Genomic DNA, 25,375 nt, shown 5'->3' on the forward strand with positions numbered 1-25,375 from the left:
GCAGTCGTGCGGCATCGGCCCGCGGGAGGAACCGACCATGACGTTCGTCATGGATCTGTAGGGGGATCACACCGGCGGCGCGGGAAACTAGGGTCGTATCGTGCCGCGTCGCCGGATGCCCCGTGTTCCCGGGCCCTCTCCCCGGGTCCAGCCGCGTGACGCCGGTCCGCCGCCGCTGCTGAGCGTCGTGTTCTGGGTGGTGCTCGCCGCCACCGCGCTCACCTACGCCGTACACGCCGGAACATCCCCCGGCCCCTCGATCGCGCGGATCACGGTGTTCGGCGCCAACGTGGCGCTGGTGGGCGCGCTGTGGCTCGTGCTGCCGTGGCGGCGCACCCGCGGATGGCGGGGGCCGGCGGCGGTGGTGTTCCTGGTGGCGACGTTCACGCTGGGGCCGGCCGGCTCGGATGAGATCCATCAGCTGCTCCCGCTCATCTCCATCGCCAACCTGGCGTTCGTCTACGGCATGCGGACGGCCGCCGTGATCGTCGGCTGCCTGTGCTGCGGCCTGTTCCTCTCGGTCGTGAAGGTGTACGGGCGCGGAGTCCTGGACGCCGTCGCGCAGACCGTACCCCTCGTCGTGTTCGCCGCCTTCGTGCTGGGCATGACGTCGGCGGTACTGGAGGCACGGCGCAGGCGTGAGGAGGCGCAGCGGCTGCTGGCCCGGATCCGGGAGCTGACGGTCGCCCAGGAACGGGCGCGGATGGGCGCGGAGATGCACGACTCCGTCGGTCACCACCTGACGGTGATCAAAATGGGTCTGGAGAACGCGGAACGGTTCCGGCATCGGCGTCCCGACGCCGCCTGGGACGAGGTGCGCCAGGCGAAGGACCTCACGCGCCAGGCACTGGCCGACGCCCGCCGCTGGGCCCGGGCGCTGCGCCCGCTCGCGCTCGACGGCCATGTCGGCAGCGCGGCGCTGCAACAGCTGGCCGCCTCGTTCGACGGCACGGGGCTCAAGGTCTCCTTCGAGGTCTCGGGTGAGGAACTGCCGTTGGAGCCCGACGTGGAACTCGTGCTCTACCGGGTGCTGCAGGAAGGTCTGGCCAACGCCGTCCGGCACTCCGGCGCCCGGCGGGTGCGGGGCGGCCTGGCCTTCCACGACGACCGTGTCGTGCTGACGGTCACCGACGACGGCGGTGGGCGCGACCGCGAGGCGCACGGCGGGTTCGGCCTGGGCTCGCTCGCCGAACGCGCCCGAGCCGTGGGCGGTGCCCTGACCACGGGCGACCGCCCCGGCGGCGGGTTCGAGGTACGCGCGGAACTGCCCGTCCACCCGGGAGCGGCACCGTGAGCACCGTCAGGGTTCTGCTGGCCGACGACCAGGAGCTCATCCGCCAGGGGCTGCGCAAGATGCTGGAGATCGAGGAGGGCATCGAGGTCGTCGGCGAGGCCGCCGACGGCGAGGAGGCCCTGCGAGCCGCCGGGCGGTGCCGTCCGGACGTGGCGCTGGTGGACGCCAGGATGCCGAGGATGAACGGCGTCGAGCTGATCACCCTGCTGTCGGACCGGTATCCGGCGGTGGCCTCGGTCGTGCTCAGCACGTTCGACGAGGACGACTACATCTTCGGCGCGTTGCGGGCCGGCGCCGTCGGCTACCTGCTCAAGGACTGCACGCCGGCGGAACTGGTCGACGCCATCCGGCGGGCCGCCCGGGGCGAGACGGTACTGGCCTCCCCGGTGGCCGCCCGGCTGGTCGCCGAGATCCGCCGCTCCGCCACGCGGGCGCTGCCCGGCGCTCTGCCTGATCGGGAGGGGCTGTCGGCCAGGGAGGCCCAGGTGGCCGGACTGATCTCGACCGGGGCCACGAACAGGCAGATCGCCGACCGGCTGCTCATCACCGAGGGGACGGTGAAGAACCACGTCACGAGCCTGCTCCGCAAATACGGTCTCCGCGACCGCACACGGCTCGCCCTGCACCTGCAGCGGACCCATCGGCCCTCCCCGTGACGACCGGTCCCCACCGCCCGCGTGCCGACGCGTCTCTTCCTGGTGCGATGGGTTTCGTGGAGACGAGGCGCGACTTGCCGTGCTCCAGCGACGGCCGCCTCCGCACCGAGGGGGAAACTCAGGGGTGGTCGCGGCACGGCACGCGGCCGTCCGACGGGCAGACCGGGTTGCGGACCACGCCGACCCACACGTCGGCGACCGGCGCGGTGACCCGCTCGGCGACGTCGGCCGGGATCGCGCCGTCCATGACCTCGGCCGAGTTGGTCCAAGCCTCTCCGGCCGGCCCCGCCGAGATCGGCAAGCGCGTGGAAGCACGGATACGCCGACGACTGACGCGTCGATCGCGTAACGGTGGAGCGGGTTGATGAGAGGAATGAAAGCCGAAAAGATTACAGCGCCCGTCGAAGGGATACCGATCTCGAAGTGTCCCCGATCGGGCTTTCGCCGACACTCCGCCTCTGCGACCTTCCGCTTTCAGCCCATGTCGTCGCTGATACCCCCGGACGTGAGGGTCACAAGTGGTCGCCCGCCGACATCGAGGACTGAACGTGACCCGCTTGCCTCGAAAGTGCATGAATCCTTGCTCGGACTTGTCCGAATACGGCAACCGGACCAGAATCAGTTTATCCTTCAACTATTTAGCTGGAGGGTCACCACACGGATGAGGAGAGGCATGAAGCGCACCATCTCCGTTCTCGCCGTCGTCACCGGCGTCCTCGGCGCCACGCTCACCGGCATCGGTCCCGCGTCCGCGGCCGCCCCCGAGGTCGACTGCTCCACGGGCGGGTACACCCGGGCTCTGAACAGCTACGTTCCCACCAACGTCCAGCGGCCGGCGGTTGACGGTCGTAGCTACAACCTCTCCGGTCCGTCGGCGTACACGTACGAGATCTGCCTCGACATCCCGGACACCTCGACATTCACGATCGAGGCACGGATCCGGTCCGCCGACGGGTCCACGAGCGTGTTCGTGGACGCCCGACCCGGGGACAAGGTCTTCCGCTACTCGCCCGGCGCCAACAGCTTCTGGCAGGTCTACGGCACGATGACCGGGCCCGGCAGCACCTACGTCTACTACACCTGGTACGAGAAGCAGATCCCGGCCTGACGTGGAAAGGCCCGGCCGCCTCGCGTGGCGAGGTGGCCGGCCTACGGCGAGGTGAAGCGTTCGAACTCTCGGTGGACCGCACCAGGTTCGCCGATCAGCCAACGCCATGTGCCCCCGATGTGCTCCCGGATCCCATGCCGTCAGACGCGCGCCTCGCCTTCCCCCACCGCCGCCGTCGCGTGAATCGACTGCCGCCACTCCAGCGCTTCGGGAACGTCTCGATACTCCAGCAGATGTCGGCCCGCGATCTGCTCCAGCAGATTCCTGACCTCCGCGGGCGTGGGGCGGAAGAACTCCCGGCGGAGGTTGACCTTGTCGACCCGCCGGTCGTTCAGCGCGGCATGCAGCCGTCCCTCAAGTCCGACCGCGTCATCGCTGAAGATCAGCGCGTACGTCCGGGGGCGAGTTGAACCGGCATTCCATCGTGGACGTCCTCCTCGGCCGTATGCCCCGTCAAACACATGCCGTTGGAGGACAGCCACCTGGACTGATCGGTTTACAACACCGCCTCATTCCGGAGGCCTCCCAGCGGACGCGTACGGACATGGACGAGACGTTCGCCAACGCGATCAGGAGACTGAGCTTAACTTTGTTCTGGCGGATCGGTCACGTCGACGATCGTGATCAGCTCGAACTCAGGCGGATCATCAGCGGGCCAGAATCGAATTAAAACCACCAGACTGTTTCGCGGCCTGATCATCACCATCGGGAGATTCTGCCGATCGTCGGCCACGTCTTGTCTCCAGTGCCACCTTCGGCTCCATGTCCCATCGCCAATGGTACGCAATACCTCATGGACGAGTTCCCGATCGCCTTCCCTCGGACGACTCGAGTTCCACCACTCCGTGAGCACATGTTGACTTTCAGGTTGGAGCCGCAGCTCCGCCATGGCTACTCCGCGAGTCGGTTGAGCACCTCTTCGACGTCGAGCGTTCCTTCCCGACCCCGAGGGCCTCGGGGCGGCCTCTTCAGCGCTTCCGCGTATGCAGGCATGCCGCGCAAATGAACGGTTTCCAAGAAATTATCAGCGAATCTCTCGAGGTGGTCAATGTCGCCTGTTCGCCGATAGGCCAAGGCGGCGCGATATGAGCTACGGATCAACTCCCTCTGCTCGGAGGGATGGAGCCCATCAATCACCTCCATCGCCCGCTGGACAGCAGGATCATCGGGCGCAACATATCCGGGTGGGAAAAATTCGTCGTTCATGTCTCTCTGCTCCGTTATTCGACTTGCCCGTGATGTTTCTGAGCCGTTTGCTACCTGCGATATGCCTTGGCTCACTCGCCATGACCAGAAGCGGCCAATTGAGCATTCACTCTCAATGCCCACCGGCATCGAACGCTCGTTCTAATCGAACGGTACGCCCTAACATGAGGCAGCGCCATGGGACAGATCAGTCACCTTGGTGCAGTCGAGCAGCAATCGACCTTGTTCCAACTCATCTGGTTGGACCTGTGAACCATCGGACGAGGCAAGGCGTCTGCACGGCCTCAAGAGCAGTTGCGTCAGCGGCGTCGCGCTCGCCGGATGAGCGTCGAGGACGCTGAGCGTGGCCAGGGAGGCGGCGAGCCGGTCATCGTCGGCGTTGCACCCATAGAACAACACCAGGAAAGCGATAGGAGCGACCAGAACAGCGCCGCCCCCATGCAGACGGCCACGAGCACCGCGATCGTCGAGCGCTTCATGATCGGCAGCCTGGTGCGGTCGTCCGTTCACTCGACAGGTACGCCGGAGCCCGCTCCGGATGCATCCCCGGTCGTGACTTCACTCGCGGCCACTTCGTGACGAGCCGATGGCAGGTCCCGGCTCGGCGTTCGACGCCATGGAGTGTGAGGCCTCGCGAACCGCACGGACCCGTACCGGACCTACGTCGACGCCCTCACTCCTCGATCCGGCGCGGGCGTCGTCATGCCCTGGTACGCCCAGAAAACCGGATTCACCTGCCAACCTGCACCGCAGGCCAGACGTCTCACATTTGCCGCATATCTCACATGCTGAAGGATCCACCGGTGCGCTCTCTCTCCCTGGCTCTGTCCGCCGCCGCTTTGGCCGTGGCGTTCGTCCCCGTTGTTCCGGCGCAGGCCGCCGCGCTCCCCGCGGTCCAGTTCGTGAAGATCTACTACAACTCGCCCGGGTCGCCGGACAACGGGGCGAACAGCAGCCTGAACGGCGAGTGGGCGCAACTCAAGAACACCACCCGAAAGGCGATCAACCTCAAGGGGTGGACCCTCCGCGATAAGACGTCCGCGCCGGATCACGTCTACACGTTCGGTACGTTCACCCTCGGCGCCGGGAAGACGGTCACGGTGCGGACCGGCAAGGGCACGAACACCTCGACCACCCGCTACTGGGGTCGGTCCGGAGGGACGTTCGCTTACATCTGGAACCAGGCCGCGGACACCGGATACATCCGCGACCCATCCGGAAAGCTCATCGACTCCTGCTCGTACAACAACTCCCGGGCCGCGTCGGTCAACTGCCTGTAGCCGTACGCCGAGAGCCCTCGCCCACCACGGGCGAGGGCTTTCTTTTGTTCACCTTGGCGGGAGTATCAACCTCTCAAGCTGTTGTGACGTCTCGTGCCGGGGACCGGGATCTGTGGGTGCCGATGATTCATCCGCGCAGGTCAGAGCGGCGGCCATCGATCACATGCATCGAATTCAGGGACTGTGAGCGTCTATCCCCTGAAAACGTGGAGACTCCGTTATGCGGTGACGGCTTCCTGAAGCCTCACCCTGGTGGCGGCTCGCGCGGCCATGACTTGTTGCTCGTAGACGATCGGCGACAGCCTGTCGGCGACGCCGTGCCGCCGATGGGCGTTGTAGAGGTCGGCGATCCAGGACGGCGATCTTCAGCCGGGCCCCGGCTCGCATGGGGAAGCAGTGCCGGTACATGTATTCGATCTTGAGTGTGGAGTCGCACGCGTCGATGACTCGATGCCGCCTCGTATGCGATCATCGATGGATGACAACAAGAAAGGCCCATGGTCGCTGACCGCCGGCTTGCGCTGCACGCGACGCTTCCCGACCGCTACGCCCGTTGTGAGGTCCTGGCCTCGACCATCGACCACCGCGGCCGGCTCGCCGCCCTGGTTGCCGACCCCGCCCAAGGCTTCACCCCCATCCCGCACTTCTCCGCGCTCCGACCGCCCCCACGCTACGACGCGACCGCCGTCATCTGCGACGGAGCCGAGATTCGCGAAATTCCACTGACAGATCTCGGCCTGTGGTTCACCCGCATCGACACCCTCGGCGAGGGCATCGTGCTGGCCGCTGCCCGCTGTGAGCCCGTAGGCATCGACATCGAGCGCCACCGAGGGCCGATTCCCGAGGGCGAACTACACCTCACCGACAACGTCCGGGTGATCGACGGAGGCGGGCAGACCCGGTCAGCCTTCTACGCCGGTGACGACATCGAGCAGCTCATGACAGATGCCCAGGGCAACATCTGGACCAGCTACTTCGACCAGTCGAACTACTGGTTCCCCAACCCGGACGGCACCCGCTCCTACGGTTGCATGATCGGTCTGGCGCGCTGGGACAGCGACGGCAGTCCGCCCTGGATGGCGCCGTCCCACACTCCAGGCGTCGTCTGGTGCGACTGCTATGCGCTGAATGTCGGCCGCGACATGGTCCACGCGTGCCCCTACATCGACTTTCCGCTGATCGAGATCGACGCTGACGGTGTCCGAAGCATCACACCGAACCCCGTCACGCGGTGCAGCGGCTTGGCCGTCTCCGGTTCTGAGCTTGCCTTCCTCGATCAGCACCGAGCGAGCGGCGGCTTCCGCTGGGAGATCCGCAGAGCCCGCCGACAGGGCGGAGCCGTCACCGAGACGGAACGCGAGTGCCTGCTGCTACCAGAGGACCGACACCCGACCGGCTGGGCACAGGGGAGGATCGGCAGAGATGGGACACTGTGGCTGCACGAAGACGGGGATCCGCGGCATTGGTACCGCTATGAGGTAGACACCTGAACCCGATCCAGAGCTGCCGTCGACACAACGAGAACATCCCGGAGCGATGGTCGGTTCGGGGCGTTCCTACTGGTCAATGCCGACGGTCAGGGGCAGAGTCGAGCCGCGATGCGACCCCGTGCATCACCTCGGCCGTGCGCGCCGTACAAGCGGCGTTGAAGGCGTACAGCTAAAGATCGTTTTCTCTCGTGTCTCCAGCGGTCTGCGCCGCCTGCGCCCTGACGGCGATCGCCTCCTCCCGATCTGCCGACGCTCCGGCCAGGTCGTACCGCATCTCCAGCGCGACACCGAGGTTGGACAGGTAAGCAGCCCGATCAGGGTGATCGGCGGGAAAGATCTCCAACGCCTGTTCCCAGAAAGGGATCGCCTCCTCCAGATACGCAGGCTCCTCTGTCTCCCGGGACCACAGCTGCAGCGTGTCAGCAAGGTGGGCCAGGAACCTGGCCCGGTCAGGGTCGTCGGCGGAGGCGGCCTGCACCGCTTGCCTTCCGGCGGCGACCGCCTCCTCCAGATCCGCTCGAACTCCTGCCGCGCAGCCTCCTCCTCGCGCTGCCGCTCCCGCTCGGCGCGGGTGCGCTCCTTCTCCTCCTCCTGTTTGGCCAGGTAATCGGCGGCCAACTCCAACCCGTAGGCCCTCAGCCGGTGGTAGTCGCCGCTGACGTGGATGTCCATCGTCTTGTCAAGCTTGACGATCATCTCTATGGCCTTCTCCAGCCGGTCGACGGCCGACTGCAGCTTGTACGGGCGCACGCTGGCCGCGCGCGGCGGGCGGGTCTGGGACCTTCAGCGGAAGGAGCGGCGGTAGGCGGCCGGGGTGGTGCGCAGGGCGGTGTGGAAGCGGCGGCGGAGGTTGACCGCCGAGGAGAGGCCGACGCGGGTGGCGATGGTCTCGACGGGCAGGTCGGTCTCCTCCAGCAGGGCACGGGTGGCGGCCAGGCGGCGTTCCAGCAGCCAGCGGCCGGGCGGGACACCGAGCTGGTCGGCGAACTGGCGGGTGAGGGTGCGGGGGGAAACGCCCGAGTAGGCGGCCATGTCCTCGACGGTGATCTGGTCGGGCAGCCGCGAGAGGAGCCATTCAAGCAGGGGGGCCAGGGAGTCCGGCATGGGGCCGGTGGTGGGCAGGGGAGGGTACTGGCGCTGGCAGCCCTCGCGGTGCGGACCGGCGGCGAGCTGGCGGCCGATGCGCATGGCGTGGGCCGCGCCGTACTCCTGGAAGACCTGGTGGAGGCAGAGGTCGAGGGTGGCGGCCGAGGCTCCGGCGGTGGCGACGTCACCGTGATCGACGTAGATGACGGTGTCGTCGGGGATGACGCGGGGGTGGCGGGCGGCGAGTTCGGCGGAGAGTTCCCAGTGGACGGAGGCGCGGCGGCCGTCCAGGAGGCCCAGGGCTGCGGGGATGAAGATTCCACCGCAGACGGCGACGATGCGGGCGCCTCGAGCATGGGCTCGGGCCACCGCGTGAAGTACGGCGGGCGAGAGGGTGAAGGTCCAGCCCGCGATGACCACGGTGTCGGCATTGTCGAGGGCTTCGAGGCCGCTGTCCACCTGGATGGGGACGCCGAGAGTGGTGGGAAGGGAGCCCGGATGTTCTGCGCACAGGCTGAAGCCGTAGCGCTGGGGGATGTCGGGACCGTGGTAGCCGAAGACGGCCGAGGCGGAGGTGACCGGGTGGAGTTCCTGGTTCGGAGCGACCAGGGCGACCACGCGATGCGGGTTCAGGGGCGCCGGGGGCGTTTCCGGGCAGTCCAGGGGCATGGCGCAAATGTACCCAATGATGTCATTTAGGACACCGGTTCTCTGATCTGGAAAAATCCAGAATTAGGGCTTATGTGGACGAGGAACTTCACCCTCTATTTCGGAGCCCGCACGGTCTCGCTCCTCGGTGACGCGATGATGCCCGTCGCCTCGGCGCTGGCGATCGGGAAAGTGTACGGGATCGCGGGCGTCGGCTACACGCTCGCGATCTGGACCGCGTCGGCCGTGCTGGTCATGTTGTTCGGCGGGGTCGTCGCCGACCGGATCGGCGCCCGGCGCCTGATGATCGGCGCGGACATGCTCAGGGTCGTCACCCAGGGGTGTGTGGCCATCGCCTTCCTGGACGGTGCTCCGTCACTCACCCTGTTGCTGACGATGGCGTTCCTGTCGGGCATAGGCGCCGGGACGTTCGAACCGTGCGTCAACGGCATGGTCCCCCTGGTCGCCAAGGACCCGCAGCGGGCCAACGCGACGCTGAAGATCGCCGAGGCGGTCACCCAACTGGCGGGCCCCGCACTGGCCGGAGTCCTCATCGTCGTCACCGGGCCGGTCTTCGTCTACACGGTGGACTCCGCGACGTTCATGGTCAGCGGGGTGTGCCTGCTGCTGGTCCGGGTCACCGTCCCCAAGCCGGAGCCCTCCAACGTGCTGAGCGACCTGCGCAGGGGCTGGGAGGAGTTCAAGTCCAGGAGCTGGATGTGGTCGGTCATCCTGGTGTGGGTGTTCTGGGGCGTTCTGGTGGTCGGTCCGTACGTGCCGCTGTCGTCGCAGGTCATCGGGGCCGACTACGGCTGGGTGATGGCGGCGCTCGGCCTCGGCACCGTACTGGGCGGGCTGGTGGCGATCAGGCTCAGGCCGTCCAGGCCGCTGGTGGCCGGGGCGACGGCGCTGAGCGGGTACGTGGCGGTGCCGCTGACGGTCGCGCTCGGGCTGCCGCTGCCGCTGCTGATGGCCGGGCACCTGCTCGGGGGATGCGCGTGGGCGTTCTGGTCGGTGATGTGGTCGACCAGCGTGCAGACGCAGGTCGCGCCGGACGTGATGAATCGGGTCAACGCCTACCAGGTGGCCGGGTCCGTCGCGGGCATGGCGGTCGGGCAGGCGATGGCCGGTCCGGTCACCACGCTGGTCGAACCGCGCACCTTCATCCTGGGGTCGGCCCTGGTGACGGTCGGCGTGGTGGCGGCACTGCTGTTGATCAAGCCGATCAGGCGCCTGAGCCGGGACCCCCAGGAGGCCACAGGCCGATCGATCCCGGTCCCGGCCGACTCGCTGGCGTAGCCGGATCAGGTCCGGCCCGGCGAGTGAGCAGGCGACTCTCCCCTTCGCCGACCGGAAACGCCCGGCGGGCCGGATGGCTCACAGACCGGCCTCAGCGGCGGTGTACGGCTCACAGGCCAACACGGCGGACACCGAGCGCGGCGGCCGAAGGAGAACACTCCCACTTTTCAGCCGGACGCCGGCTCCGTACGGCCGGCCAGAGCACAGAGCTCGTCGACGATGGCGGGCCGGAGTTCACGCGGGAGGTCGTGTCCCATACCCGGATAGAGGACAAGGCGGGCACCGGGAACGGCGGCGGCGATCTCCTTCGCCGAGCGCGGCCGGATCATCGGATCGTCTTCGCCATGAATGACCAGGGTAGGCACGCCTACTGCGGACAGCCGAGGCAGCAGGTCGCCGGTCGCCGCGACCGCGGCGGACTGGCGCATCTCCCTGCCCACGGGGCTGGAGACGCGCTCGTGGGACACCCCCGCCGCGTGACGCCACCATGCCTCGTCGAGTGGGTAGCGCTGACGCCTTCGCGGCGCGCCCGGGCGCGCCGCTCAACGCTCAGGCCGGCGCCTGACCTTGCCGCTCACTCCGCCGAACATCGCCAGGCCCTTCACCACGACCACCGGCGCCGACGGGTCGGCGCCGGCGGCGCTGGGCACGTCGAAGCCGCCGAAGATGCCTACGCCCTGGCAGTGCACCTTCACCCCCTCGGGCACGATGATCTCGACCCCGCCGAAGAACGCGTTGATCGTGATCTCGACCTCCTTCGCCTCGAACTCGGCGCCGGTCAGGTCGAACCGCATCCCACCGAAAAGGGCCAGCGCTCTGGTCCGCCGCCGTACCCGCCAGCGGCCCTTGCGCTCAGTGCCGCCGAAGATGGCGACGATGTTCTCGGGTTCGGAGCTCGCACCGGGAACATAGGACACCGGGCTCGCGGCCGGACGGTGCCGCTCGACCTGCAGGTCCTGGGTGAGGATCTCAAGCTCCCCCACCGTCTTGGCCTGGTAGAGGCCGTCCAGGCGCTCGGAGTACTCATCGTGGCTCAGCTGACCGGTGCTCAGGGCCTCACCGAGCAGAGCAGCGACCTGCTCCCTGTTGCTGTCCGAGGCGCGCAGGTGCGACGTCTGGGAGTCCCTGCGCTTAGGGGGATTTTCCATGGTGGTCACGATAGTTCTCATTCATCACAACAAGGGGTCGAGGGACCAAGTTGGGAAACACGAGACGGCACCGCGCGAGTGTTCCACCTTTCTGAGGCACCGCGGCGCGTACCGAAGAAGGATCAGGGCCGGTCTCCCACCGGGGAGGCTCGTGCCGTACGACTCGTAGGTGTGATCGATGGCGGCCACCACGTGACCCTTGCTCGCCGACTCCTCGCTCAGCGAGGTGAGCCGGCCCCGTGGCATGGTGAACCCCGGCGGCGGGACGACGAGGGGCCGTGACGCCCGATTTGCCGGACGTCAGAGTGTGGCGCATGGCGCCGCTTCGGCTCGTGACCGGCCGCGGGTAAGACCAGCATGACCGCCATCGTCCGGACGCCGTCCGCGGGCCGGGTTCTGGCCGGGTTCTGGCCGGGGTCGCCGGAGGCGTCGCGGTGGCCGTTCTGCTCGCGTTCCGGCTGGCCGGCCACGAGGGGTTCGTCACCGACCCGGTCGGCGTGCTCGCGCCGGCGGCGGGAGCGACCGGCGCGGCCGTTGCCGCCATCCGGTTCGCCAGGGTGGGCAACCGACGGGCCGGCACGCTCGCGGCCTGGCTCTGCGCCGCTTTGCTCGCCTATCCGCCCAGGGCGCGCCCATCTCCAAGGTGTCCCGGTGGCTGGGGCACGAGTCCATCACCACGACCGTGGACCTGTACGGGCATCTGGTCCCGGATGCCTCCGAGCGGGCGCGGACGGCACCGGGCAACGCCTTCACCGCCGCGCTCTGGCTCACCTGAATGTGTCCCCGATGTGCCCTCTCGGGGTTCCAAGCCCCCTGAAGGACGACTCCGCCGCAGGTCAGGGGCGGGAAAGGCGGACGAGTCGGCCTGTAGGCCGGGAAGAAACTGAGGGCTTGTAGACCATTCCGGCCCGTTCCGCTCCCATGGTGTTTGTCCTGGTAGATGGGGAGATCGGTGTTCGGCCCGTTCCGGCCCGTTGTCCCCCGTTGGACCCCCTTCTGATGACGCATTGGTGACACATCGGAAGGGACTCAACCAGGAAGAAGCCCCGACATGGCTGGCACCACGCCGGGGCTGGGCACCGGAAGGTCTAGTTCCAAGTGCGTATCCACCGTAGCAAGCGAAGCGCGTTCTTCACCGTGATCGGGAACGAAGTGCTCCGTGATCGCCGGCTGTCCCTCACGGCCCGAGGGCTGCTGGCCTACCTCCTGTCCCTGCCCGACGGCACCCGACAGGACATCAGGACTCTCGCGGCAGAGAACTCCGAGGGGAAGACTGCCATCGCGGCAGCCATGCGCGAGTTGATCCAACACGGCTACATGACACGCAACCGCGTCCGCAGCGACACCGGCCGCGTGTCTACCGTGGTGGACGTCTATGACACTCCTCAGACCGGCGAGAATGCCGAGTTTCCGCAGGTCGCACCGAAACCCGACGCCCCGGACACCGGTGAGCCGAACACCGGTGCGTCGGGCACTACCCCTAAAGGGGTAAAGAACCAGGAGAAAGAAACCAACCCCCCTGCGGTCGAGACGAGCGAGGCTCAGAAGCCCGCTGACACAACCGGGAAGGGTGGGGAGGAAGCCAGCCCTGACAACGACGAGATGGCCGCCTGTGCGGCTCTCATGGGCCGTTTGGGGCGCGTAGAGCCCCGGCTGACGATCGGCAGACGAGACCTGGCGAAGGTTGCTCCCCTGGTCGCCGAATGGCTTGACCGTGGCGCTACCGAGACGCAGATCCGGACCGTCCTGACGACGGCTCTTCCCGATGAGCTTCGCTCGCCCGTGGCGCTGATCATTCACCGGCTCAGGGACAAGATGCCCGCCCGCGTGGCTGCGGCCCCGAAGGCCGCCAAGGCCGCTAGCGCCGAGTGCGATGACTGCGCCCGACCCGTCCCGGCCCCCGGCCGGTGCCCGCAGTGCGTGACCGGAAGCACCCGCAAGCCCGGCCCCATCGCTGACGTAGCCCGCCACGTCGCCATGGCTCGTGAGCTGCTGACCCGTAGGGCCGTCCCTCTCGCGGCATAGCGCCGCCTCCCAGACGACACCGTGTACACGCTTCCCCTTGGCGTGCCCATGGCCGCCAACAGCACCAAAGGAACCACGATGAACGTTACGAGCATCCTGCCGAAGCGAGTCGAGCGCGAAAAGAGCTGGGCCGTCGCGGTCGGCCTGCTGGCCGCCCTGTCGCCCAACGTGATCGGGCAGTGGAACCTCGCGGTGGGAATCGGCTGGCACCCCTACCTTGCCGCTGCTCTCCCGATTGCTTCCGAGCTGTACGCCACCATGGCGGCCCGCGTCTGGTCGGCCATCCCGAGGGAGTATCGGGAGCAGAAGAAGACCGCCGCGTGGAACATGGCAGCGGGAATCGTGCTGTCCTTCGCGTTGAACGGCCTTGCCGAAGCGGTGGCCTTCAAGGCCCTCAGCGTGTCCCTGTGGCTCGTTCTGCTGGTCGCTGCCGTCCCCACCATCTGTGCGGCCGTTCTGCTCCACATGGCCATGTCAGGGCACGTTGAGAGCGTGGCGGAGGCAGAGGAGACGCCCGAGATGACCAGCGAGCCGGCTGAGGTACCGAAGGGCGACGACCAGGACCAGGACCCTGCCCCGAAGCGGCGAAGCACCGTCCGCGTGAGCCCCGCGAACGTCGAGAAGGCCGCCGCGTACCTCGTCGCCGTGGAAGACCCGAGCAAAGTCACGGGAACCGACCTTGAAACGGTTCTGCCCCGTCTCAGCCCTCGATCCCGTAGGGAAGCACTTGACCAGGCCCGCAAGCTTCTCTCGTCCCGTCAGGACGCCGTACAGGACACGCTAGATCTGCTCGCCGCGTAGGGTGCCCGCCCTGCATGGCGGAACGAAAGTGCCCCATAGGTTGCCTTCCCGGCTTCCTACGGGGCACTTCGCGTTGTTCAGGCGCGCCTAGTTCCTGACTCCGCCGATTGCCTGAGCCCACTGGGTGAGCTGACGAACGAACGAAAGCACCGTCTTGCGCTTGTCCTCCGCCAGGAAGGGCCATGAGACCCACGCGGGGAACGAGAGCAGGACAATGCACAGCAGGGGCAGCACTAGCAGGGCTGCGACCCCATGACGCAACCACACACGGTAAACAGACATCGCCATCCCGTCGGACACGAACGACAGGCCCGGCTCCTGCCGGAGCCTGCTGCGTAGCGAGAGGGGAGAGGGATCTAAACGCAGTCCGCAACTTGGGTCGCTGTGCTTCTGTGATCGTTTGTACCTGAGCTTCGTGTCAGCCTTGGGGCGGATCGGCACGGGTTGGGATGGCTACCAAGATCCTTGCTTCTGCGCCAAACCTAGATCATCTTCGCCGCTCTCCACGCAACAGTGGAACATTACATCGTTCCAGGGCGAACTAGGCGACTTTCCCCGAAATGGCTACCCTTCATTCCCCTGCACTGGTTCGATCACCTCGGGCGGCCCGCCCGTCTCGGGGTCTGACACAAAGGTGCCTTTGCCGCGAACCGCGTAAACCTCGCCATTCGCCTTTAGCTCGCTTATCACCCGTTCCGCCGTACGCTTCGCCACGCCGAACTCTGCGGCAAGCCGGGGAACGCCCGGCAACGGGTAGCCAGGCCGGTACTCACCTTCCCGGATGCGTCTCCGGATCCCTGAGAGCACCTGTTCCCATATCAGCCGATCAGGGCGGAAGTTGATCACATAGCCAACAGTAGGTACGACGATGCTGCCGTCTCTTACCCCGGGTATCCCGGGGTAAGACTAGGCATGAGTAGGTAAGTAGCTTTACGCTGGAGGAATGCAGCTCAGTAAGCAAGAGACTCCCGAGGGATGGCGCATCTGGCGGAACAGTGAACGCGGCCCCTGGTGGGCACGCCGAGAGGCGCCGCCCAACTTCACCAACAAGCAGATCGACGCAGGGCTACAAGCCACGCTCAGCCACGATGACCTAGACGTCCTCCGGAAGCTCATCGACGACCAGAAGCAGCTAGAGGCAGAGCTAGGGGCCGATCCGGGGGCGTCGTGACCCTGGCCGAGCTGAGACAGACCTACGGGCGCACCTGGGACATCCAGCAGGGGCTAGGGGGAGGGTTCCAAGCGATCCGAAGGACAGACCTCTCCGAGCTGGCTCAGCGTCGGGGCCTGTCCCTCGTCGTGTGTGGCAGCACCCCAGCAGAGCTGGGGCAGCGCCTAAAGGCTCAGAGGCGGGCCGAGGGGCGTCTACTCCCTGGCGTAGTCCTGGAATAGGCCCCGTAACGCAGACAGGCCCCCGCTACGGCGGGGGCCTTCTTCATGTCACGCTACGTGCCCGCCGGCTAGACCCCGGAGGGCTATAACGCGGGGGATCTTGATGGTTCTTGGGACAGAAGGGGTAAGCCTACGTAGACTGATCACGCGCTACGTCGCCTGGGGTGGCGACCTTATACCTGCTTTGGCTCAAGCTTTTGGCTGCGGGAAAGTTGTAGTGCATCACTGATCGCTTCAGCCTAGGACGCGTGCAGTGGATTCCTAAGAGGGCGTTGGGAATGGATGCTCTCAGATGGCTTTTCTAGTTAAGGAAGGGGCGGAGATGGCCAAGTCTCTGATCCTGGAGAAGGCTTAACAAGCTATGGGGGCTGCGATCACGGAAGTGGTCAGCGGCCCCCTGGGTTTGGGACTCCTGTCGATCGCAGTAATGATCGTGACGTTTCTAGGCGTCCATCGCTTAATCGCGAAGGGCAACGCTCACAAAGTTTCTGCGATCACCTGGAAGAACCGACTCCTTGGTGAGCTTACGCTGACCTATCGCGCTGAGGAAGGCGCGACGCAAGCGGAGGACAAGCCAAGCGGGGAGGTGGATACGACCATCCACTGACCCGAAGAGAAGCAATAGATGATGTGGCTCCTCCCCAATACGGGGGAGGAGCCTTGCAGTATCACGGACACCCAAAAATCCGACTGCTCAAATCTCGCGTCTACGCAGGCCGGACCGCGTTTATGGCGCTTTTCCAAAAGTCCCAGTATCGTACGCGTACCGAAGGCCACCCCCTCCACAGTTTCCAATTCCCCTGGTCATGGGGTTACCCCCTCCCTGTGGGGAGAATGGGCTACTAGAAACCCTGCGCTACATACAAGTAAGCCCCCGCCGTAGCAGGGGCCTACTCACCTAAGCGGCAATGGTGACCTTCGCGGTAGCGAGCGCTTCCGGTCGAATGACCTTCGCGCCGTAGACGTGCAGGCCGCGAATGATCGAACCGAAGTCCTCCGGATCGCGTAGCGACTCCACCTCTTCAATCTGCTCAGCGAACGTCGTAGCCATCGGGTGACCGGCAATGATGTCGGAGGTGTAGGCACCCGAGGTCTTCGGAAGGTTCGTGCTCATCTGCACAGTGAACCCGGCGAAGCGGCCAATGACGCCGTTCCGGATGGGCTCGCTACTGCCGTACTGGCTTGCGTCGATGAACCGAGATGACTTGAGAAGCATGGCCTTAACTCGGGGAGTGACGACCAGGAATCGCCCGTCTTCGGGAATCCTGTTCTCATCAAGCACTGTCACGATGTCATCGACGATGCTCTCATAGAGGGCATCCCCGGCGTTGGTACCCGCCGGGATGCTGATAGCGATGTCCTTAGCCCCAGCGTTGGCAAGCATCTGCGACCCGACGAACAGGTCTGACGCTTCGATGAGCTTCTGCCCGGCCTGGGCCGTGGCCGTAGCGGCAAGCTCTCCGATCATCTGGAAACGCTCAACGTCCTTGAGCGTGAAGCTGAAATAGTCGCCCTGGTCGATGGGCAGCTCGGTTGCGTTGGTCTGGAGTCGGTTAGTAGTGATCGGCGCTCCGACGTACTCGGAAACGGTGGGATCAACTAGGGAGTTAATCCATACCTTGCTGCCGCTTCTGGCGTCGCCGTCATAGTCCCGGTTGGTGCAAAGGTTAGAGCTAACGACAGCGTTAGCGTTCATGCTGATCTGAAGCTGAGCACTCCAGAACTCGGGGATGAAACTGCCGACCTGGGTGGAGAAAATCATTTCAGTATTCCTTCTCTAGAACTTGCCCTTGGCGTATGCGGCAATCTGGGCAGGCGTCATGCCGCGAAAGCTTTCCGGCCTGCGGAGGTTCGGACCACCTCCGGAACCTCTACCACCGGCGTAGACATCCTGAGTAAACGCAGGCTTCTTAGACGTTGCCCCTAGCGATGCAATGAAGTCCTGCATCTTCTCAACGTCAGGGTTTCCGTCTTCGGTTACGAACACGCTCATGTTCAGGTAGGGCAGTATTCCGTCAATCTGCGCGCCAGCCTTAGCGGCTTCCAGCTCGAAACGAGAGGAGGTGAGGCTAGCCCGTAGTTCCTTGACTTCGTTACGGGCCTTCCCTAGCTCCTGCGCCCTCTCGAAAAAGTCAGTAGTGGCGAAGTCCAGTCCGTCAGGGTCTCGACTCTCCAGGCCCGGATTTTCCACCCCTGGTGCTTCACCAGATGTGTTGGGGTGAACGTCTGCCGTTGTGCTGTCGGTGTTGGGTGCGTCCACGGGGCTTACCTCACGTTGTAGATGACACCGGTAACGGTGCCGTCGTCGTCGCGGTCGGTCACTTCCAGATCAGACACCAGGTGGTCAATCGCACCCGTCTCGTACAGGGCAGCGAAGTCGTCAGGGCCAAGGTTGGCAATGTCGTTATGGGTAAGCATGCGCAAGCTCCTTTTGGTTAGCGGAGAAACAACAAAGCCCCGGTGCGACGACACCGGGGCTTTGCATGAAGGGTGATTGCCTTTAGCAGGCTTCACATAGTAATTAATGCGACGAGAGGCTAGGCCGCTAGCGTTAGGGGCCTAGTTGATTCCGAGACGAGCGACGCCAGATTAAGGAAGCCGACGACGCGCAGAGGAACAACCTTCCCAACGATGCGGATCATCGGAACATAAGACTCCTCCCACCACTTCGGGTGAGAAGCAAACCAAGGGTGCTGGGCAGTGACACGAGAAGCGATACCAGGACAGGTGTAACCCTCCTCCGGCCCTCGGTGGCCGCCGAGGGGTTTCTCTTGCCGGATAACCCCAAACCCTTCGCTCATCTCCCAGGCGCTCAGAAGCTTGGTGTCTCGACTGGAGAACCTAGCTTCCCGCTCGCCAGAAGCGGCGGGAGAGCGTCTTTCCTCCAACGAAGGGTTATCGGCTATGACCTGTTCCACGCGGGCCTTAGCGTCGCTCTCAGAGCTTCCCCGCGCTATAAGCGCAGCCATCCCGAAGCAGAGGGCAGAGCAGTACTCACCTTGGCTCCAACGAAGTTCATTCTTCCGCCCGCACTGGGCGCACCGCTCGTAGGTGCGCGGCCTAGCTCTGTCTCGGGCCTTCTTCGCTTCGCTGGCGCATGTACCGCCGGGACAGTACTTCGGCCACGGGCCAGCGACGCCGTAAGCGCGTCGGGCCGTGAAGTCCTTACCACAAGCGCTGTAAGCACAGGTGCATTTGCGAACCTTGAAAGGCAGGCTCTCGCGGCCTGCCGCATCGGGGTTGGTGATGCCCAGTCCTTCCTACGGAAGTGAATCAGCTTGCCCGCGAAGAGCGGGCTAGTAGCCCATCGGGCGGAATCAGGGCGCAGCCCTGACAGCCAACAAGCTGTCCAACAAACAGGGGGTAGCCGCCTAAACGGCATACCCCCTGTTCCATCGGAGTGCCTAGCCGGCGATCCCCGTTGGGATCGGAGCTAGTCGTCTTACCTTGCCCGCTGGCTTTCAGCCCTTCGGGCTTCCAGCTCTACGCTTGTTGCTTCGCCCTACGGGCTTCCTTCTTCCACCTTCGCGCTTGAAGCTTTCCGCTTAGGGCTCCAAGCTTCATCCTTAGTTCTTCATACTTCCTACTTAGTCCCCTCTGGAGAGGGGTATGCGACAGTCTTCGCGTCAGTCATACAGTTGCGTTGAACCGAGGCGACCGGCGAGGAGGTCTGACGGTTACCAAGGGTGGAGGTGCCAACGGTTCGTCGTCTCCCTCTGGTTCGGTGTACCACCAGCCTGGTTCAGGCTGGCCTGTCGCCGTGGTAGCGACGTCAGACTTTGATTCCGGAATGGGCTTAGCCCGTGCTTCACCATCTAGCTTGCTCGTGTCGGTTACGGTCACCAGGTCGCCAGTGACGGAATCGAACAAGGTTGCATAGATCTGATTCCCTTGCTTATCCGTCTTATCCCGGAGAGCTTCGGGGACCGACATGGAGAGCTTCGATGCCCGTCCTACTTTCCCTCGGCAAGTCAGGAAGCCAAGATTCAACAGCACCTTTCGGGCCTTATGGAATCCATGATTCTCAGAGTCATAGCCGAGGTCCTGCGCCAGCTTCGATATCCCCACCCCAGCGATACCGGTTTTTCCGTTTACATGCCTCACAATGCCGTAGGCGAACAGTAGGCCCCTACGGTCGAAGTCTTCACGAGAGAGCATGCCGCCTGCATGCTCATCCCACAACATTCGCTCGTAAAGTACTTTGGTGTCGTAGTTGGCGCTAAGAATCCAGCGCGGCTCAGGAGTCACTTAGAGACCTCCTCGACGCTCGGGCTCCAGTACGCCACGTAGCCATACACTCGCCCGTCTTCCTCTTCTTCTTCCGTAATCATGCGGATCATGTACGCATCCCCAGGAGGCATGGGGGCGGTAACCGCCTCGTCCCGCCTGATAGGCAGAGGAAATCTCAGCTCAGTCTCCACACCGTCCGGGTAGGTAATCACAGCTCGTCTGACATTGCCGTGATACGTGGTCTGGATACCGGAAACCGCGAACAGGTCGCTAGGACCCATCGGAATGCTCATCATCATCCTTCCTATGCTGCTCGTTGCTCAGTGACCCACTCGTACAGCGCCCTAGGCTCGCAGCGAAGCTGCTGGCCGATTCTGAGGAACGGCAGACCCCACGACCGCCAGTTGTCGTACACGCGCGACTTGGGAACTCCCAAGTAGTCCGCAACCTCATCCACCGTCCAAAGACGCTCTTTCAGTTGAGCCCTCCTTGATCGTGGGGCAGGATTCAGTCTGCCCCCCTTCTGTCCACCGCACTCTTACGCTTGCCTGCACTATTGAGTTATCAAGATGCGACCCCAGGGCGTGTACACGGCCTAAGCTCAGGCCGTGTACACGCTTTAACCTCTAGAAAGCACGAAAGCGCTCCGTCTCTCGATCCGGCGCTCAACGGACCGAGAACAACAGAGCGCTTCTATGATGGTCACCGACCACTGGGCATGGCCGTTTAACCAACGGACTGCAACATACCTTATGAATGGGTCTTGTCAAACGCGCCAACGGCGTGCTAAGGACACTGGCCGCACCACCTCGAAAGATAGGCATCTACCGCTCAACAGAACGGAGAGTTAGTGGCAGCCGAGATGAAGGACGGGATTCGCAAGGTCCTGTCCAAGCGGGAGACGGCCGCGAAGGGCAGGCCCGTCTACGGCTACAAGGTCCCCTACAGGGATGCGAACGGCAAGCAGACGTCCGAGACGTTCAACAACCTCGGGGACGCCAAGGCATTTCGGGACAAGATCCGATCGAAGAAGCATGAGGGCCTGGTCTTCGACGTGAAGGCCGGGCGCGTCTCCTTCCAGGAGTACGCCGAGCGGTGGCTAGGCAACAAGGAGGCCGTGAAGAAGGCCGGCACCACCAGCCAGTACCGCTCCCACCTCACGAACCATGCGGTCCCCTTCTTCGGTGGGAAGCGGATGAACTCCGTTCTCCCTTCCGACGTGCAGACATGGGTGGCGTGGCTCAAGGGCAAGCAGAAGCTCGCACCGTCCACGATCGAGACGGTTTACAACATCGTGGCTTCACTCTTCCGGACCGCCGTCCGGGACAAAGTCCTTGCCGAGAGCCCGTGTGTGGGAATCGAGCTGCCGAAGAAGACCGACAAGAAAGTCACTCCTCTCGCTCCGGAGCAGGTCCACGCCATAGCTCAGAGCATCGCCCCTCACTATCGGGCGATGGTCATCCTCGCGGCCGGTACCGGCCTGCGGCAGGGCGAATGCTTCGGCCTGACCGTCGATCGGGTGGACTTCCTCCGGAAGTCACTCACTGTGGACCGGCAGATCGTGCAGGGCGGGATGTTCGACACGCCCAAAACCAAGGCATCGGCTCGAACCGTTCCGTTGCCTGACACGGTTATCAGCGCTCTCGCCCAACACCTGGCCGACTACCCCGCCGAGGAACGCGAAATGACATGGGTGGACGGCCGAAAGGAAGCCGTCCGTCTGGTGTTCCCCTCATCCCGAGGCAACCCTCTGTTGCGAAGCACGTTCAACCCCGCGTGGCAGCGCGCGGCTGACACAAGCGGCCTTCCTCGCGGGACGGGTTTCCATGCCCTCCGGCACACTTACGCATCGCTACTGATCGCTCGGAACGTCTCCCCCAAGGTGATCCAAACCAGGATGGGGCACGCCTCGATCACAGAGACGATGGACACCTACGGCCACCTCTACCCCGAGTCCGACGAGGCGACCCGAACGGCCATCGACGACGCGCTCAGTGTTGACAAGAGCGTGCCTGTTGACAAAATGATGACGCGCGAACAGATCGCATGATCCTCTAGGATCTGTTCACGCAGGCAGATGCCATGCGGGGCGGACGAGTCGGCCTGTAGGCCGGGTTTTGTCCTTCACTGACGTGAAGGGGCGACCATCCATCTAGGGCCGTCGTTGCCGGCGGCCTCAAGCGGTCTACCCGCGCGGCTCGGGCGGGCAGCCCTCGAACGCCACGCGCGGAACGCTCCGGGGAGCGTCCCTTCTTGACCTTGCTCCAGGTGGGGTTTACCGAGCCGCCCACGTCACCGTGGGCGCTGGTGGTCTCTTACACCACCGTTTCACCCTTACCCCTCCCGCGAGGGAGGGGCGGTCTGTTTTCTGTGGCACTGTCCCGCGGGTCACCCCGGGTCGGCGTTACCGACCACCCTGCCCTGTGGAGCCCGGACCTTCCTCGGCGGGTCCCGAAGGGACCCGACGCGGCCGCCCGGCCGGCTCGTCCGCCGTGTTGCAAGCTTATCGGCTCCCAACCGATCTCCAACCGGGTGACAAGTCGTCTCCGGTCGAATGTGGAGCGCGGGCGGCGCCGAGGAGGGAGCCGCCCGCGCTCCGGACGGACGTGCGGCACGTCACGGCCCCCAGCCTGTACGGACGTCCGGAGCGCAGGCTTCAAGGGCCGGACGGGCGTCCGGAGCGTCGATCTCAGCGCGAACGGACGCCCGTCCGGTGGACGTCCGTGAACCGATGGGCCTCAGCGGAGGTGGGAGGTGTCGTTGAACGCCTTCACCACCGCGGGCCCGTCGGCGTAGTACTCGATCAGGGACAGCGCGGCCAGGTCGAGGTGCATCCGGTACAGCGCGGAGGGGGGAGCCTCCAGTGCGAACCGCAGCAGCATCTTGATCGGCGTGACGTGGGAGACGGCGAGGACCGCCCTGCCCTCGTAGCGCTCGACGAGCCGGTCCCCGGTCGTCTGGACCCGCCGCGCCGCCACCTCGAAACTCTCCCCACCCGGCGGCGCGGCGGACGGGTCCGCCAGCCACGCGGCGAGCTCGTCCGGCCAGCGACGCTGGATCTCGGTGAAGGTGTGGCCCTCCCAGTCGCCGAAGTCGACCTCCCTGAGCCCCTCCTCGACCTCGACCTCCAGTCCGAGCCTGGCGGCGACGATCTCGGCGGTGACGCGGGCGCGCTTGAGCGGCGAGCTGACCACCACCTGGATCCCGTACGGCGGGCGCGACAGCCTGGCGGCGGCCGCCTCGGCCTGGGCGATGCCGGCGGAGGTGAGCTCGGGGTCGCCGACGCCGGAGAAGCGGCGCTCGGCGGAGAACGGGGTCTCGCCGTGCCGGAGCATCAGCAGCGAGGTCGCCACGGTGGTGGGCGGGCGCCAGCCGGTGCCGACGCCGGATCCGGTCGCCGCGGTCGTCTCGGGGTCCGTCCCGCTCACCGGGCCGTACGGGGCCGGTGCCACGGTCTCTTCCTCACCGATGAGGTCGAGCAGGGAGTCCTGGATGGTGGATGCGGTCGGGCGACCGGCCGAGCCGGTCTCCCGGGAAGCGGTCTCCCAGGAAGCGGTCTCACGGAACCCCGCGGCAGGCCCACCGGAGGCGGCCGGGCCGGCGGGGGCCGAACCGGTGGCCGGACCTGACGACACCCCGGAGGCGGCCGGTCCCGCCGGAGCGGTGGGCGACGCGCCGGCGAGGCGCCACGGGCGGCCCTTGGCCGCCGCGTCCATCGCCTCGTTCGCCAGCCGGTCGGCGTCCTTGTTCTTCTCCCGGGGGATCCACCGCCAGGTGACCCGGAGCCGCCGGGCCAGCCCGGCGGCCTCCGTGGCGAGCGGCCGCAGCCCCTCGTTCTTGATCTTCCAGCGGCCGGCCATCTGCTCGATGACCAGCTTGGAGTCCATCCGGACCTCGACGGCGGCGCCGTCGCCGGCGATGGCCAGGAGCGACCGCAGGCCGGCGATCAGCCCGCGGTACTCGGCGACGTTGTTGGTCTGGGTGCCGATCGCCTCGGCGATCTCGGCCAGCACCTGGCCGTCCGAGGCGTCCTTGACGACGGCGCCGTACCCGGCGGGACCCGGGTTGCCCCGGGAGCCGCCGTCGGCCTCGACGACGAAGGAGGTCACAGGCCCGACTCGGGGGTGCGGACCAGGATGCGGCGGCACTCCTCGCAGCGGAGGACCTCGTCGTGGGAGGCGGCCTTGATGCTGTTGATCTCCGCGATGGACAGGCTGGTGCGGCAGCCCAGGCAGCGGGTGCCCTGCAGCATGGCGGCGCCCACTCCGAACTGCTCACGCAGCTTCTCGTAGAGGGAGAGCAGGTCGGCGGGGATCTCGGTGGCGACGGTGCCGCGCTTGCCCTTGACCTCGGTGTTCTCCTTGTCGATCTCGGCGAAGACGGCGTCCCGGCGGTCCTCGGCGTCGGCGCGCAGCCCGGCGAGCCGGTCGCGCTCGGCGGCGAGCTTGGTGACCTGCTCGTCGGCGGCCTCCCGGCGCTCCATGATCTCCAGGACGACCTCCTCCAGGTCGCTCTGGCGGCGGTTCAGGGAGGCGATCTCGGACTGGAGGCTCGCGAGGTCCTTCGGCGAGGTCACCTGGCCGGAGTCGAGGCGCTTCTGGTCGCGCTCGGCGCGGATGCGGACCGAGTCGACGTCGGACTCGGCCTTGGTCTGCTCGCGGGCGAGGTCGCCCGCCTCGGTCTCGGCGGCGATGACCTGCGTGGCGAGCCGGGCCACGCGGGCCGACAGGTCGTCGATCTCGGCCAGCTCGGGCAGGGTGCGGCGGCGATGGGCCAGCCGGTCGATGACGGAGTCGAGTTCGGCCAGGTCGAGCAGGCGCTTCTGCGCCGCCGGGGCTGCTTTCACTTCAGATCCTCGCACTCTGCTGTTGTCGTCCAGGCGTCCGTGACCGTCTCGGATACGCGCGTCTCAACAGTATTCCCCTTCGCGGCCAGTCCGGAGGCCAGGCGGCGCGCCGCGTCGGCGAGCCAGGGCCACTCGGTGGCCCAGTGGGCCGCGTCGATCAGCGCCGGTCCCCCGGACTCCTCGATGAACTCGCTGGCCGGGTGGTGGCGCAGGTCGGCGGTGAGGAACACGTCCACCCCGGCGGCGCGGGCCGCGCCGAGGAGGGAGTCACCGGCGCCGCCGCTCACCGCGACGCGCCGCACCTCGCGGTCGGGGTCTCCGGCGATCCGCAGGCCGCCGGCGGTGGCGGGCAGGCCCCGCGCCGCCTGCCGGGCGAACTCGCGCAGGGTGACGGGGGCGGGCGGCGATCCGATCCGGCCGAGGCCGCGGCGGGGGTCGTCGGCGGCGGGGACCAGCGGGGTGAGCGGGCCGGTGAGGCCGACGGCGCGGGCCAGCGCGTCGGAGACGCCGGGGTCGGCGACGTCGGCGTTGGTGTGCGCGGCGAACAGGGCGATGTCGTTCCTGATCAGCGTGTGGACCAGGCGGCCCTTGAAGGTGGTGGCCGCCACGCTGGTGGTGCCGCGCAGGTAGAGGGGGTGGTGGGTGACGATCAGGTCGGCGCCCCAGGCGAGGGCCTCCTCGGCCACGACCGGCACCGGGTCCACGGCGAACAGGATCCGCCGCACCGGCGCGGCGGGGTCTCCGCAGACGAGCCCGACCGCGTCCCAGGACTCGGCCCAGCGGGGGTCGTAGGTCGATTCGAGCTCGGCGACGACGTCAGCAAGGGTAGGCACGTGCGCAGACTACCGGCCCGCCCGGCGGCCGGG

At 66.1% G+C, this 25,375-nt stretch carries 29 protein-coding genes, 1 other RNA gene and 1 pseudogene; 13 read left to right on the forward strand and 18 right to left on the reverse strand.

Going from position 1 to position 25,375, the window contains the following annotated elements:
* Window positions 1-115 precede the first annotated feature (115 nt).
* Window positions 116-1,294, forward strand: a complete 1,179-nt coding sequence (locus IEZ10_RS05760; RefSeq protein WP_189245399.1) for a sensor histidine kinase — start codon at window positions 116-118, stop codon at window positions 1,292-1,294.
* On the forward strand, window positions 1,291-1,950 hold the full coding sequence (locus IEZ10_RS05765) for a response regulator (RefSeq protein ID WP_189245400.1): 660 nt from the start codon (window positions 1,291-1,293) through the stop codon (window positions 1,948-1,950). Before IEZ10_RS05760 ends, IEZ10_RS05765 begins: the two co-directional genes overlap by 4 nt.
* Before the next feature lie 118 nt (window positions 1,951-2,068).
* Here IEZ10_RS05765 and IEZ10_RS39795 read toward each other — a convergent pair whose 3' ends face one another.
* The gene (locus IEZ10_RS39795) at window positions 2,069-2,197 is read right to left on the reverse strand and encodes a hypothetical protein (protein WP_268246281.1); all 129 of its coding nucleotides are present in this window, start codon (window positions 2,195-2,197) and stop codon (window positions 2,069-2,071) included.
* A gap of 426 nt (window positions 2,198-2,623) precedes the next feature.
* Between IEZ10_RS39795 and IEZ10_RS05770 the strand changes: the two genes are divergently transcribed.
* Window positions 2,624-3,058, forward strand: coding sequence for a hypothetical protein (locus tag IEZ10_RS05770; protein ID WP_189245401.1), 435 nt, complete (start codon window positions 2,624-2,626; stop codon window positions 3,056-3,058).
* A 140-nt stretch (window positions 3,059-3,198) separates the two neighbouring features.
* On the opposite strand, the gene IEZ10_RS05775 is transcribed toward IEZ10_RS05770, so the two are convergent.
* On the reverse strand, window positions 3,199-3,540 hold the full coding sequence (locus IEZ10_RS05775; RefSeq protein ID WP_189245402.1) for a GIY-YIG nuclease family protein: 342 nt from the start codon (window positions 3,538-3,540) through the stop codon (window positions 3,199-3,201).
* A gap of 1,045 nt (window positions 3,541-4,585) precedes the next feature.
* Between IEZ10_RS05775 and IEZ10_RS05780 the strand changes: the two genes are divergently transcribed.
* The 3 genes from IEZ10_RS05780 (at window position 4,586) to IEZ10_RS05790 (ending at window position 7,034) form a co-directional block, all read left to right on the forward strand.
* Window positions 4,586-4,843, forward strand: coding sequence for a hypothetical protein (locus IEZ10_RS05780; RefSeq protein WP_189245403.1), 258 nt, complete (start codon window positions 4,586-4,588; stop codon window positions 4,841-4,843).
* A gap of 224 nt (window positions 4,844-5,067) precedes the next feature.
* Window positions 5,068-5,544 (forward strand): lamin tail domain-containing protein, encoded by a 477-nt coding sequence (locus IEZ10_RS05785; RefSeq protein ID WP_189245404.1) that lies wholly within the window; start codon window positions 5,068-5,070, stop codon window positions 5,542-5,544.
* 497 nt (window positions 5,545-6,041) lie between these two features.
* Complete coding sequence (locus IEZ10_RS05790) at window positions 6,042-7,034, forward strand: hypothetical protein (protein ID WP_189245405.1); 993 nt, start codon at window positions 6,042-6,044, stop codon at window positions 7,032-7,034.
* Window positions 7,035-7,203: 169 nt separating this feature from the next.
* Here the strand turns inward: IEZ10_RS05790 and IEZ10_RS38715 are convergent, their stop codons facing one another.
* The 3 genes and pseudogenes from IEZ10_RS38715 to IEZ10_RS05800 form a co-directional block, all read right to left on the reverse strand.
* A complete protein-coding gene (locus tag IEZ10_RS38715; RefSeq protein WP_229810983.1) occupies window positions 7,204-7,512 on the reverse strand; it encodes a tetratricopeptide repeat protein in 309 nt (102 codons plus the stop codon).
* Window positions 7,513-7,634: 122 nt separating this feature from the next.
* Window positions 7,635-7,784, reverse strand: a pseudogene (locus IEZ10_RS40605) (SNIPE associated domain-containing protein); the annotation flags it as partial.
* A 33-nt stretch (window positions 7,785-7,817) separates the two neighbouring features.
* The gene (locus IEZ10_RS05800) at window positions 7,818-8,789 is read right to left on the reverse strand and encodes a GlxA family transcriptional regulator (protein ID WP_189245407.1); all 972 of its coding nucleotides are present in this window, start codon (window positions 8,787-8,789) and stop codon (window positions 7,818-7,820) included.
* Between the two features lie 72 nt (window positions 8,790-8,861).
* Here IEZ10_RS05800 and IEZ10_RS05805 point away from each other — a divergent pair, with 72 nt between their 5' ends.
* The gene (locus IEZ10_RS05805) at window positions 8,862-10,067 is read left to right on the forward strand and encodes an MFS transporter (protein WP_189245408.1); all 1,206 of its coding nucleotides are present in this window, start codon (window positions 8,862-8,864) and stop codon (window positions 10,065-10,067) included.
* Window positions 10,068-10,234: 167 nt separating this feature from the next.
* On the opposite strand, the gene IEZ10_RS05810 is transcribed toward IEZ10_RS05805, so the two are convergent.
* Both IEZ10_RS05810 and IEZ10_RS05815 read right to left on the reverse strand, forming a co-directional pair.
* The gene (locus IEZ10_RS05810; protein ID WP_189245409.1) at window positions 10,235-10,495 is read right to left on the reverse strand and encodes an alpha/beta fold hydrolase; all 261 of its coding nucleotides are present in this window, start codon (window positions 10,493-10,495) and stop codon (window positions 10,235-10,237) included.
* 114 nt (window positions 10,496-10,609) lie between these two features.
* Window positions 10,610-11,215 carry a DUF1707 SHOCT-like domain-containing protein gene (locus IEZ10_RS05815; protein ID WP_189245410.1) on the reverse strand — a complete coding sequence of 202 codons (606 nt, stop codon included), beginning with the start codon at window positions 11,213-11,215 and terminating at the stop codon, window positions 10,610-10,612.
* A 643-nt stretch (window positions 11,216-11,858) separates the two neighbouring features.
* Here IEZ10_RS05815 and IEZ10_RS39800 point away from each other — a divergent pair.
* From IEZ10_RS39800 to IEZ10_RS05830, 3 genes are all read left to right on the forward strand, one after another.
* Window positions 11,859-11,990, forward strand: a complete 132-nt coding sequence (locus IEZ10_RS39800) for a hypothetical protein (RefSeq protein WP_268246282.1) — start codon at window positions 11,859-11,861, stop codon at window positions 11,988-11,990.
* Window positions 11,991-12,313: 323 nt separating this feature from the next.
* Window positions 12,314-13,240 (forward strand): helix-turn-helix domain-containing protein, encoded by a 927-nt coding sequence (locus tag IEZ10_RS05825; protein ID WP_189245411.1) that lies wholly within the window; start codon window positions 12,314-12,316, stop codon window positions 13,238-13,240.
* A gap of 78 nt (window positions 13,241-13,318) precedes the next feature.
* Window positions 13,319-14,041 carry a hypothetical protein gene (locus tag IEZ10_RS05830; protein ID WP_189245412.1) on the forward strand — a complete coding sequence of 241 codons (723 nt, stop codon included), beginning with the start codon at window positions 13,319-13,321 and terminating at the stop codon, window positions 14,039-14,041.
* A 564-nt stretch (window positions 14,042-14,605) separates the two neighbouring features.
* Here IEZ10_RS05830 and IEZ10_RS05835 read toward each other — a convergent pair.
* Window positions 14,606-14,887, reverse strand: coding sequence for a GntR family transcriptional regulator (locus IEZ10_RS05835; protein ID WP_229810984.1), 282 nt, complete (start codon window positions 14,885-14,887; stop codon window positions 14,606-14,608).
* Window positions 14,888-14,984: 97 nt separating this feature from the next.
* Here IEZ10_RS05835 and IEZ10_RS05840 point away from each other — a divergent pair, with 97 nt between their 5' ends.
* Window positions 14,985-15,212, forward strand: coding sequence for a hypothetical protein (locus IEZ10_RS05840; RefSeq protein WP_189245413.1), 228 nt, complete (start codon window positions 14,985-14,987; stop codon window positions 15,210-15,212).
* A 582-nt stretch (window positions 15,213-15,794) separates the two neighbouring features.
* A complete protein-coding gene (locus tag IEZ10_RS05845) occupies window positions 15,795-16,040 on the forward strand; it encodes a hypothetical protein (protein WP_189245414.1) in 246 nt (81 codons plus the stop codon).
* 291 nt (window positions 16,041-16,331) lie between these two features.
* Here IEZ10_RS05845 and IEZ10_RS05850 read toward each other — a convergent pair whose 3' ends face one another.
* From IEZ10_RS05850 to IEZ10_RS38720, 6 genes are all read right to left on the reverse strand, one after another.
* Window positions 16,332-17,195 (reverse strand): phage major capsid protein, encoded by an 864-nt coding sequence (locus IEZ10_RS05850; RefSeq protein WP_189245415.1) that lies wholly within the window; start codon window positions 17,193-17,195, stop codon window positions 16,332-16,334.
* A 15-nt stretch (window positions 17,196-17,210) separates the two neighbouring features.
* Window positions 17,211-17,693 carry a hypothetical protein gene (locus IEZ10_RS05855; protein WP_189245416.1) on the reverse strand — a complete coding sequence of 161 codons (483 nt, stop codon included), beginning with the start codon at window positions 17,691-17,693 and terminating at the stop codon, window positions 17,211-17,213.
* A 5-nt stretch (window positions 17,694-17,698) separates the two neighbouring features.
* Window positions 17,699-17,851, reverse strand: coding sequence for a hypothetical protein (locus IEZ10_RS05860; protein ID WP_189245417.1), 153 nt, complete (start codon window positions 17,849-17,851; stop codon window positions 17,699-17,701).
* Window positions 17,852-19,063: 1,212 nt separating this feature from the next.
* Entirely contained in the window at window positions 19,064-19,681 is a 618-nt protein-coding gene (locus IEZ10_RS05865) for a hypothetical protein (RefSeq protein ID WP_189245418.1), read from the reverse strand.
* Window positions 19,678-19,956, reverse strand: a complete 279-nt coding sequence (locus tag IEZ10_RS05870; RefSeq protein WP_189245419.1) for a hypothetical protein — start codon at window positions 19,954-19,956, stop codon at window positions 19,678-19,680. The genes IEZ10_RS05865 and IEZ10_RS05870 overlap by 4 nt, the downstream gene beginning before the upstream one ends.
* An 11-nt stretch (window positions 19,957-19,967) precedes the next feature.
* Window positions 19,968-20,120 (reverse strand): helix-turn-helix domain-containing protein, encoded by a 153-nt coding sequence (locus IEZ10_RS38720; RefSeq protein WP_268246283.1) that lies wholly within the window; start codon window positions 20,118-20,120, stop codon window positions 19,968-19,970.
* Window positions 20,121-20,513: 393 nt separating this feature from the next.
* Here IEZ10_RS38720 and IEZ10_RS05880 point away from each other — a divergent pair, with 393 nt between their 5' ends.
* Window positions 20,514-21,713, forward strand: a complete 1,200-nt coding sequence (locus IEZ10_RS05880) for a tyrosine-type recombinase/integrase (protein ID WP_189245420.1) — start codon at window positions 20,514-20,516, stop codon at window positions 21,711-21,713.
* Window positions 21,714-21,753: 40 nt separating this feature from the next.
* Here the strand turns inward: IEZ10_RS05880 and rnpB are convergent.
* From rnpB to IEZ10_RS05900, 4 genes are all read right to left on the reverse strand, one after another.
* Window positions 21,754-22,149: RNase P RNA component class A (gene rnpB, locus IEZ10_RS05885), an RNA gene on the reverse strand.
* 252 nt (window positions 22,150-22,401) lie between these two features.
* Window positions 22,402-23,772 (reverse strand): bifunctional RNase H/acid phosphatase, encoded by a 1,371-nt coding sequence (locus IEZ10_RS05890; RefSeq protein ID WP_189245421.1) that lies wholly within the window; start codon window positions 23,770-23,772, stop codon window positions 22,402-22,404.
* Entirely contained in the window at window positions 23,769-24,509 is a 741-nt protein-coding gene (locus IEZ10_RS05895; RefSeq protein ID WP_189245422.1) for a zinc ribbon domain-containing protein, read from the reverse strand. Before IEZ10_RS05895 ends, IEZ10_RS05890 begins: the two co-directional genes overlap by 4 nt.
* Window positions 24,506-25,342 carry a Nif3-like dinuclear metal center hexameric protein gene (locus IEZ10_RS05900; RefSeq protein ID WP_189245423.1) on the reverse strand — a complete coding sequence of 279 codons (837 nt, stop codon included), beginning with the start codon at window positions 25,340-25,342 and terminating at the stop codon, window positions 24,506-24,508. The genes IEZ10_RS05895 and IEZ10_RS05900 overlap by 4 nt, the downstream gene beginning before the upstream one ends.
* Window positions 25,343-25,375: the final 33 nt, after the last annotated feature.

It is taken from the genome of Streptosporangium pseudovulgare (assembly GCF_014648055.1).
Lineage (GTDB): Bacteria > Actinomycetota > Actinomycetes > Streptosporangiales > Streptosporangiaceae > Streptosporangium > Streptosporangium pseudovulgare.

Bases quoted from the DNA above. Each gene is read 5' to 3' on its own strand.
- IEZ10_RS05760 (WP_189245399.1), top strand. From the start codon at position 116: ATGCCCCGTGTTCCCGGGCCCTCTCCCCGGGTCCAGCCGCGTGACGCC.
- IEZ10_RS39795 (WP_268246281.1), bottom strand. From the start codon at position 2,197: ATGGACGGCGCGATCCCGGCCGACGTCGCCGAGCGGGTCACCGCGCCG.
- IEZ10_RS05770 (WP_189245401.1), top strand. From the start codon at position 2,624: ATGAAGCGCACCATCTCCGTTCTCGCCGTCGTCACCGGCGTCCTCGGC.
- IEZ10_RS05780 (WP_189245403.1), top strand. From the start codon at position 4,586: ATGAGCGTCGAGGACGCTGAGCGTGGCCAGGGAGGCGGCGAGCCGGTC.
- IEZ10_RS05790 (WP_189245405.1), top strand. From the start codon at position 6,042: ATGGTCGCTGACCGCCGGCTTGCGCTGCACGCGACGCTTCCCGACCGC.
- IEZ10_RS05800 (WP_189245407.1), bottom strand. From the start codon at position 8,789: ATGCCCCTGGACTGCCCGGAAACGCCCCCGGCGCCCCTGAACCCGCAT.
- IEZ10_RS05805 (WP_189245408.1), top strand. From the start codon at position 8,862: ATGTGGACGAGGAACTTCACCCTCTATTTCGGAGCCCGCACGGTCTCG.
- IEZ10_RS05810 (WP_189245409.1), bottom strand. From the start codon at position 10,495: ATGCGCCAGTCCGCCGCGGTCGCGGCGACCGGCGACCTGCTGCCTCGG.
- IEZ10_RS05815 (WP_189245410.1), bottom strand. From the start codon at position 11,215: ATGGAAAATCCCCCTAAGCGCAGGGACTCCCAGACGTCGCACCTGCGC.
- IEZ10_RS05830 (WP_189245412.1), top strand. From the start codon at position 13,319: ATGAACGTTACGAGCATCCTGCCGAAGCGAGTCGAGCGCGAAAAGAGC.
- IEZ10_RS05840 (WP_189245413.1), top strand. From the start codon at position 14,985: ATGCAGCTCAGTAAGCAAGAGACTCCCGAGGGATGGCGCATCTGGCGG.
- IEZ10_RS05845 (WP_189245414.1), top strand. From the start codon at position 15,795: ATGGGGGCTGCGATCACGGAAGTGGTCAGCGGCCCCCTGGGTTTGGGA.
- IEZ10_RS05850 (WP_189245415.1), bottom strand. From the start codon at position 17,195: ATGATTTTCTCCACCCAGGTCGGCAGTTTCATCCCCGAGTTCTGGAGT.
- IEZ10_RS05860 (WP_189245417.1), bottom strand. From the start codon at position 17,851: ATGCTTACCCATAACGACATTGCCAACCTTGGCCCTGACGACTTCGCT.
- IEZ10_RS05870 (WP_189245419.1), bottom strand. From the start codon at position 19,956: ATGAGCATTCCGATGGGTCCTAGCGACCTGTTCGCGGTTTCCGGTATC.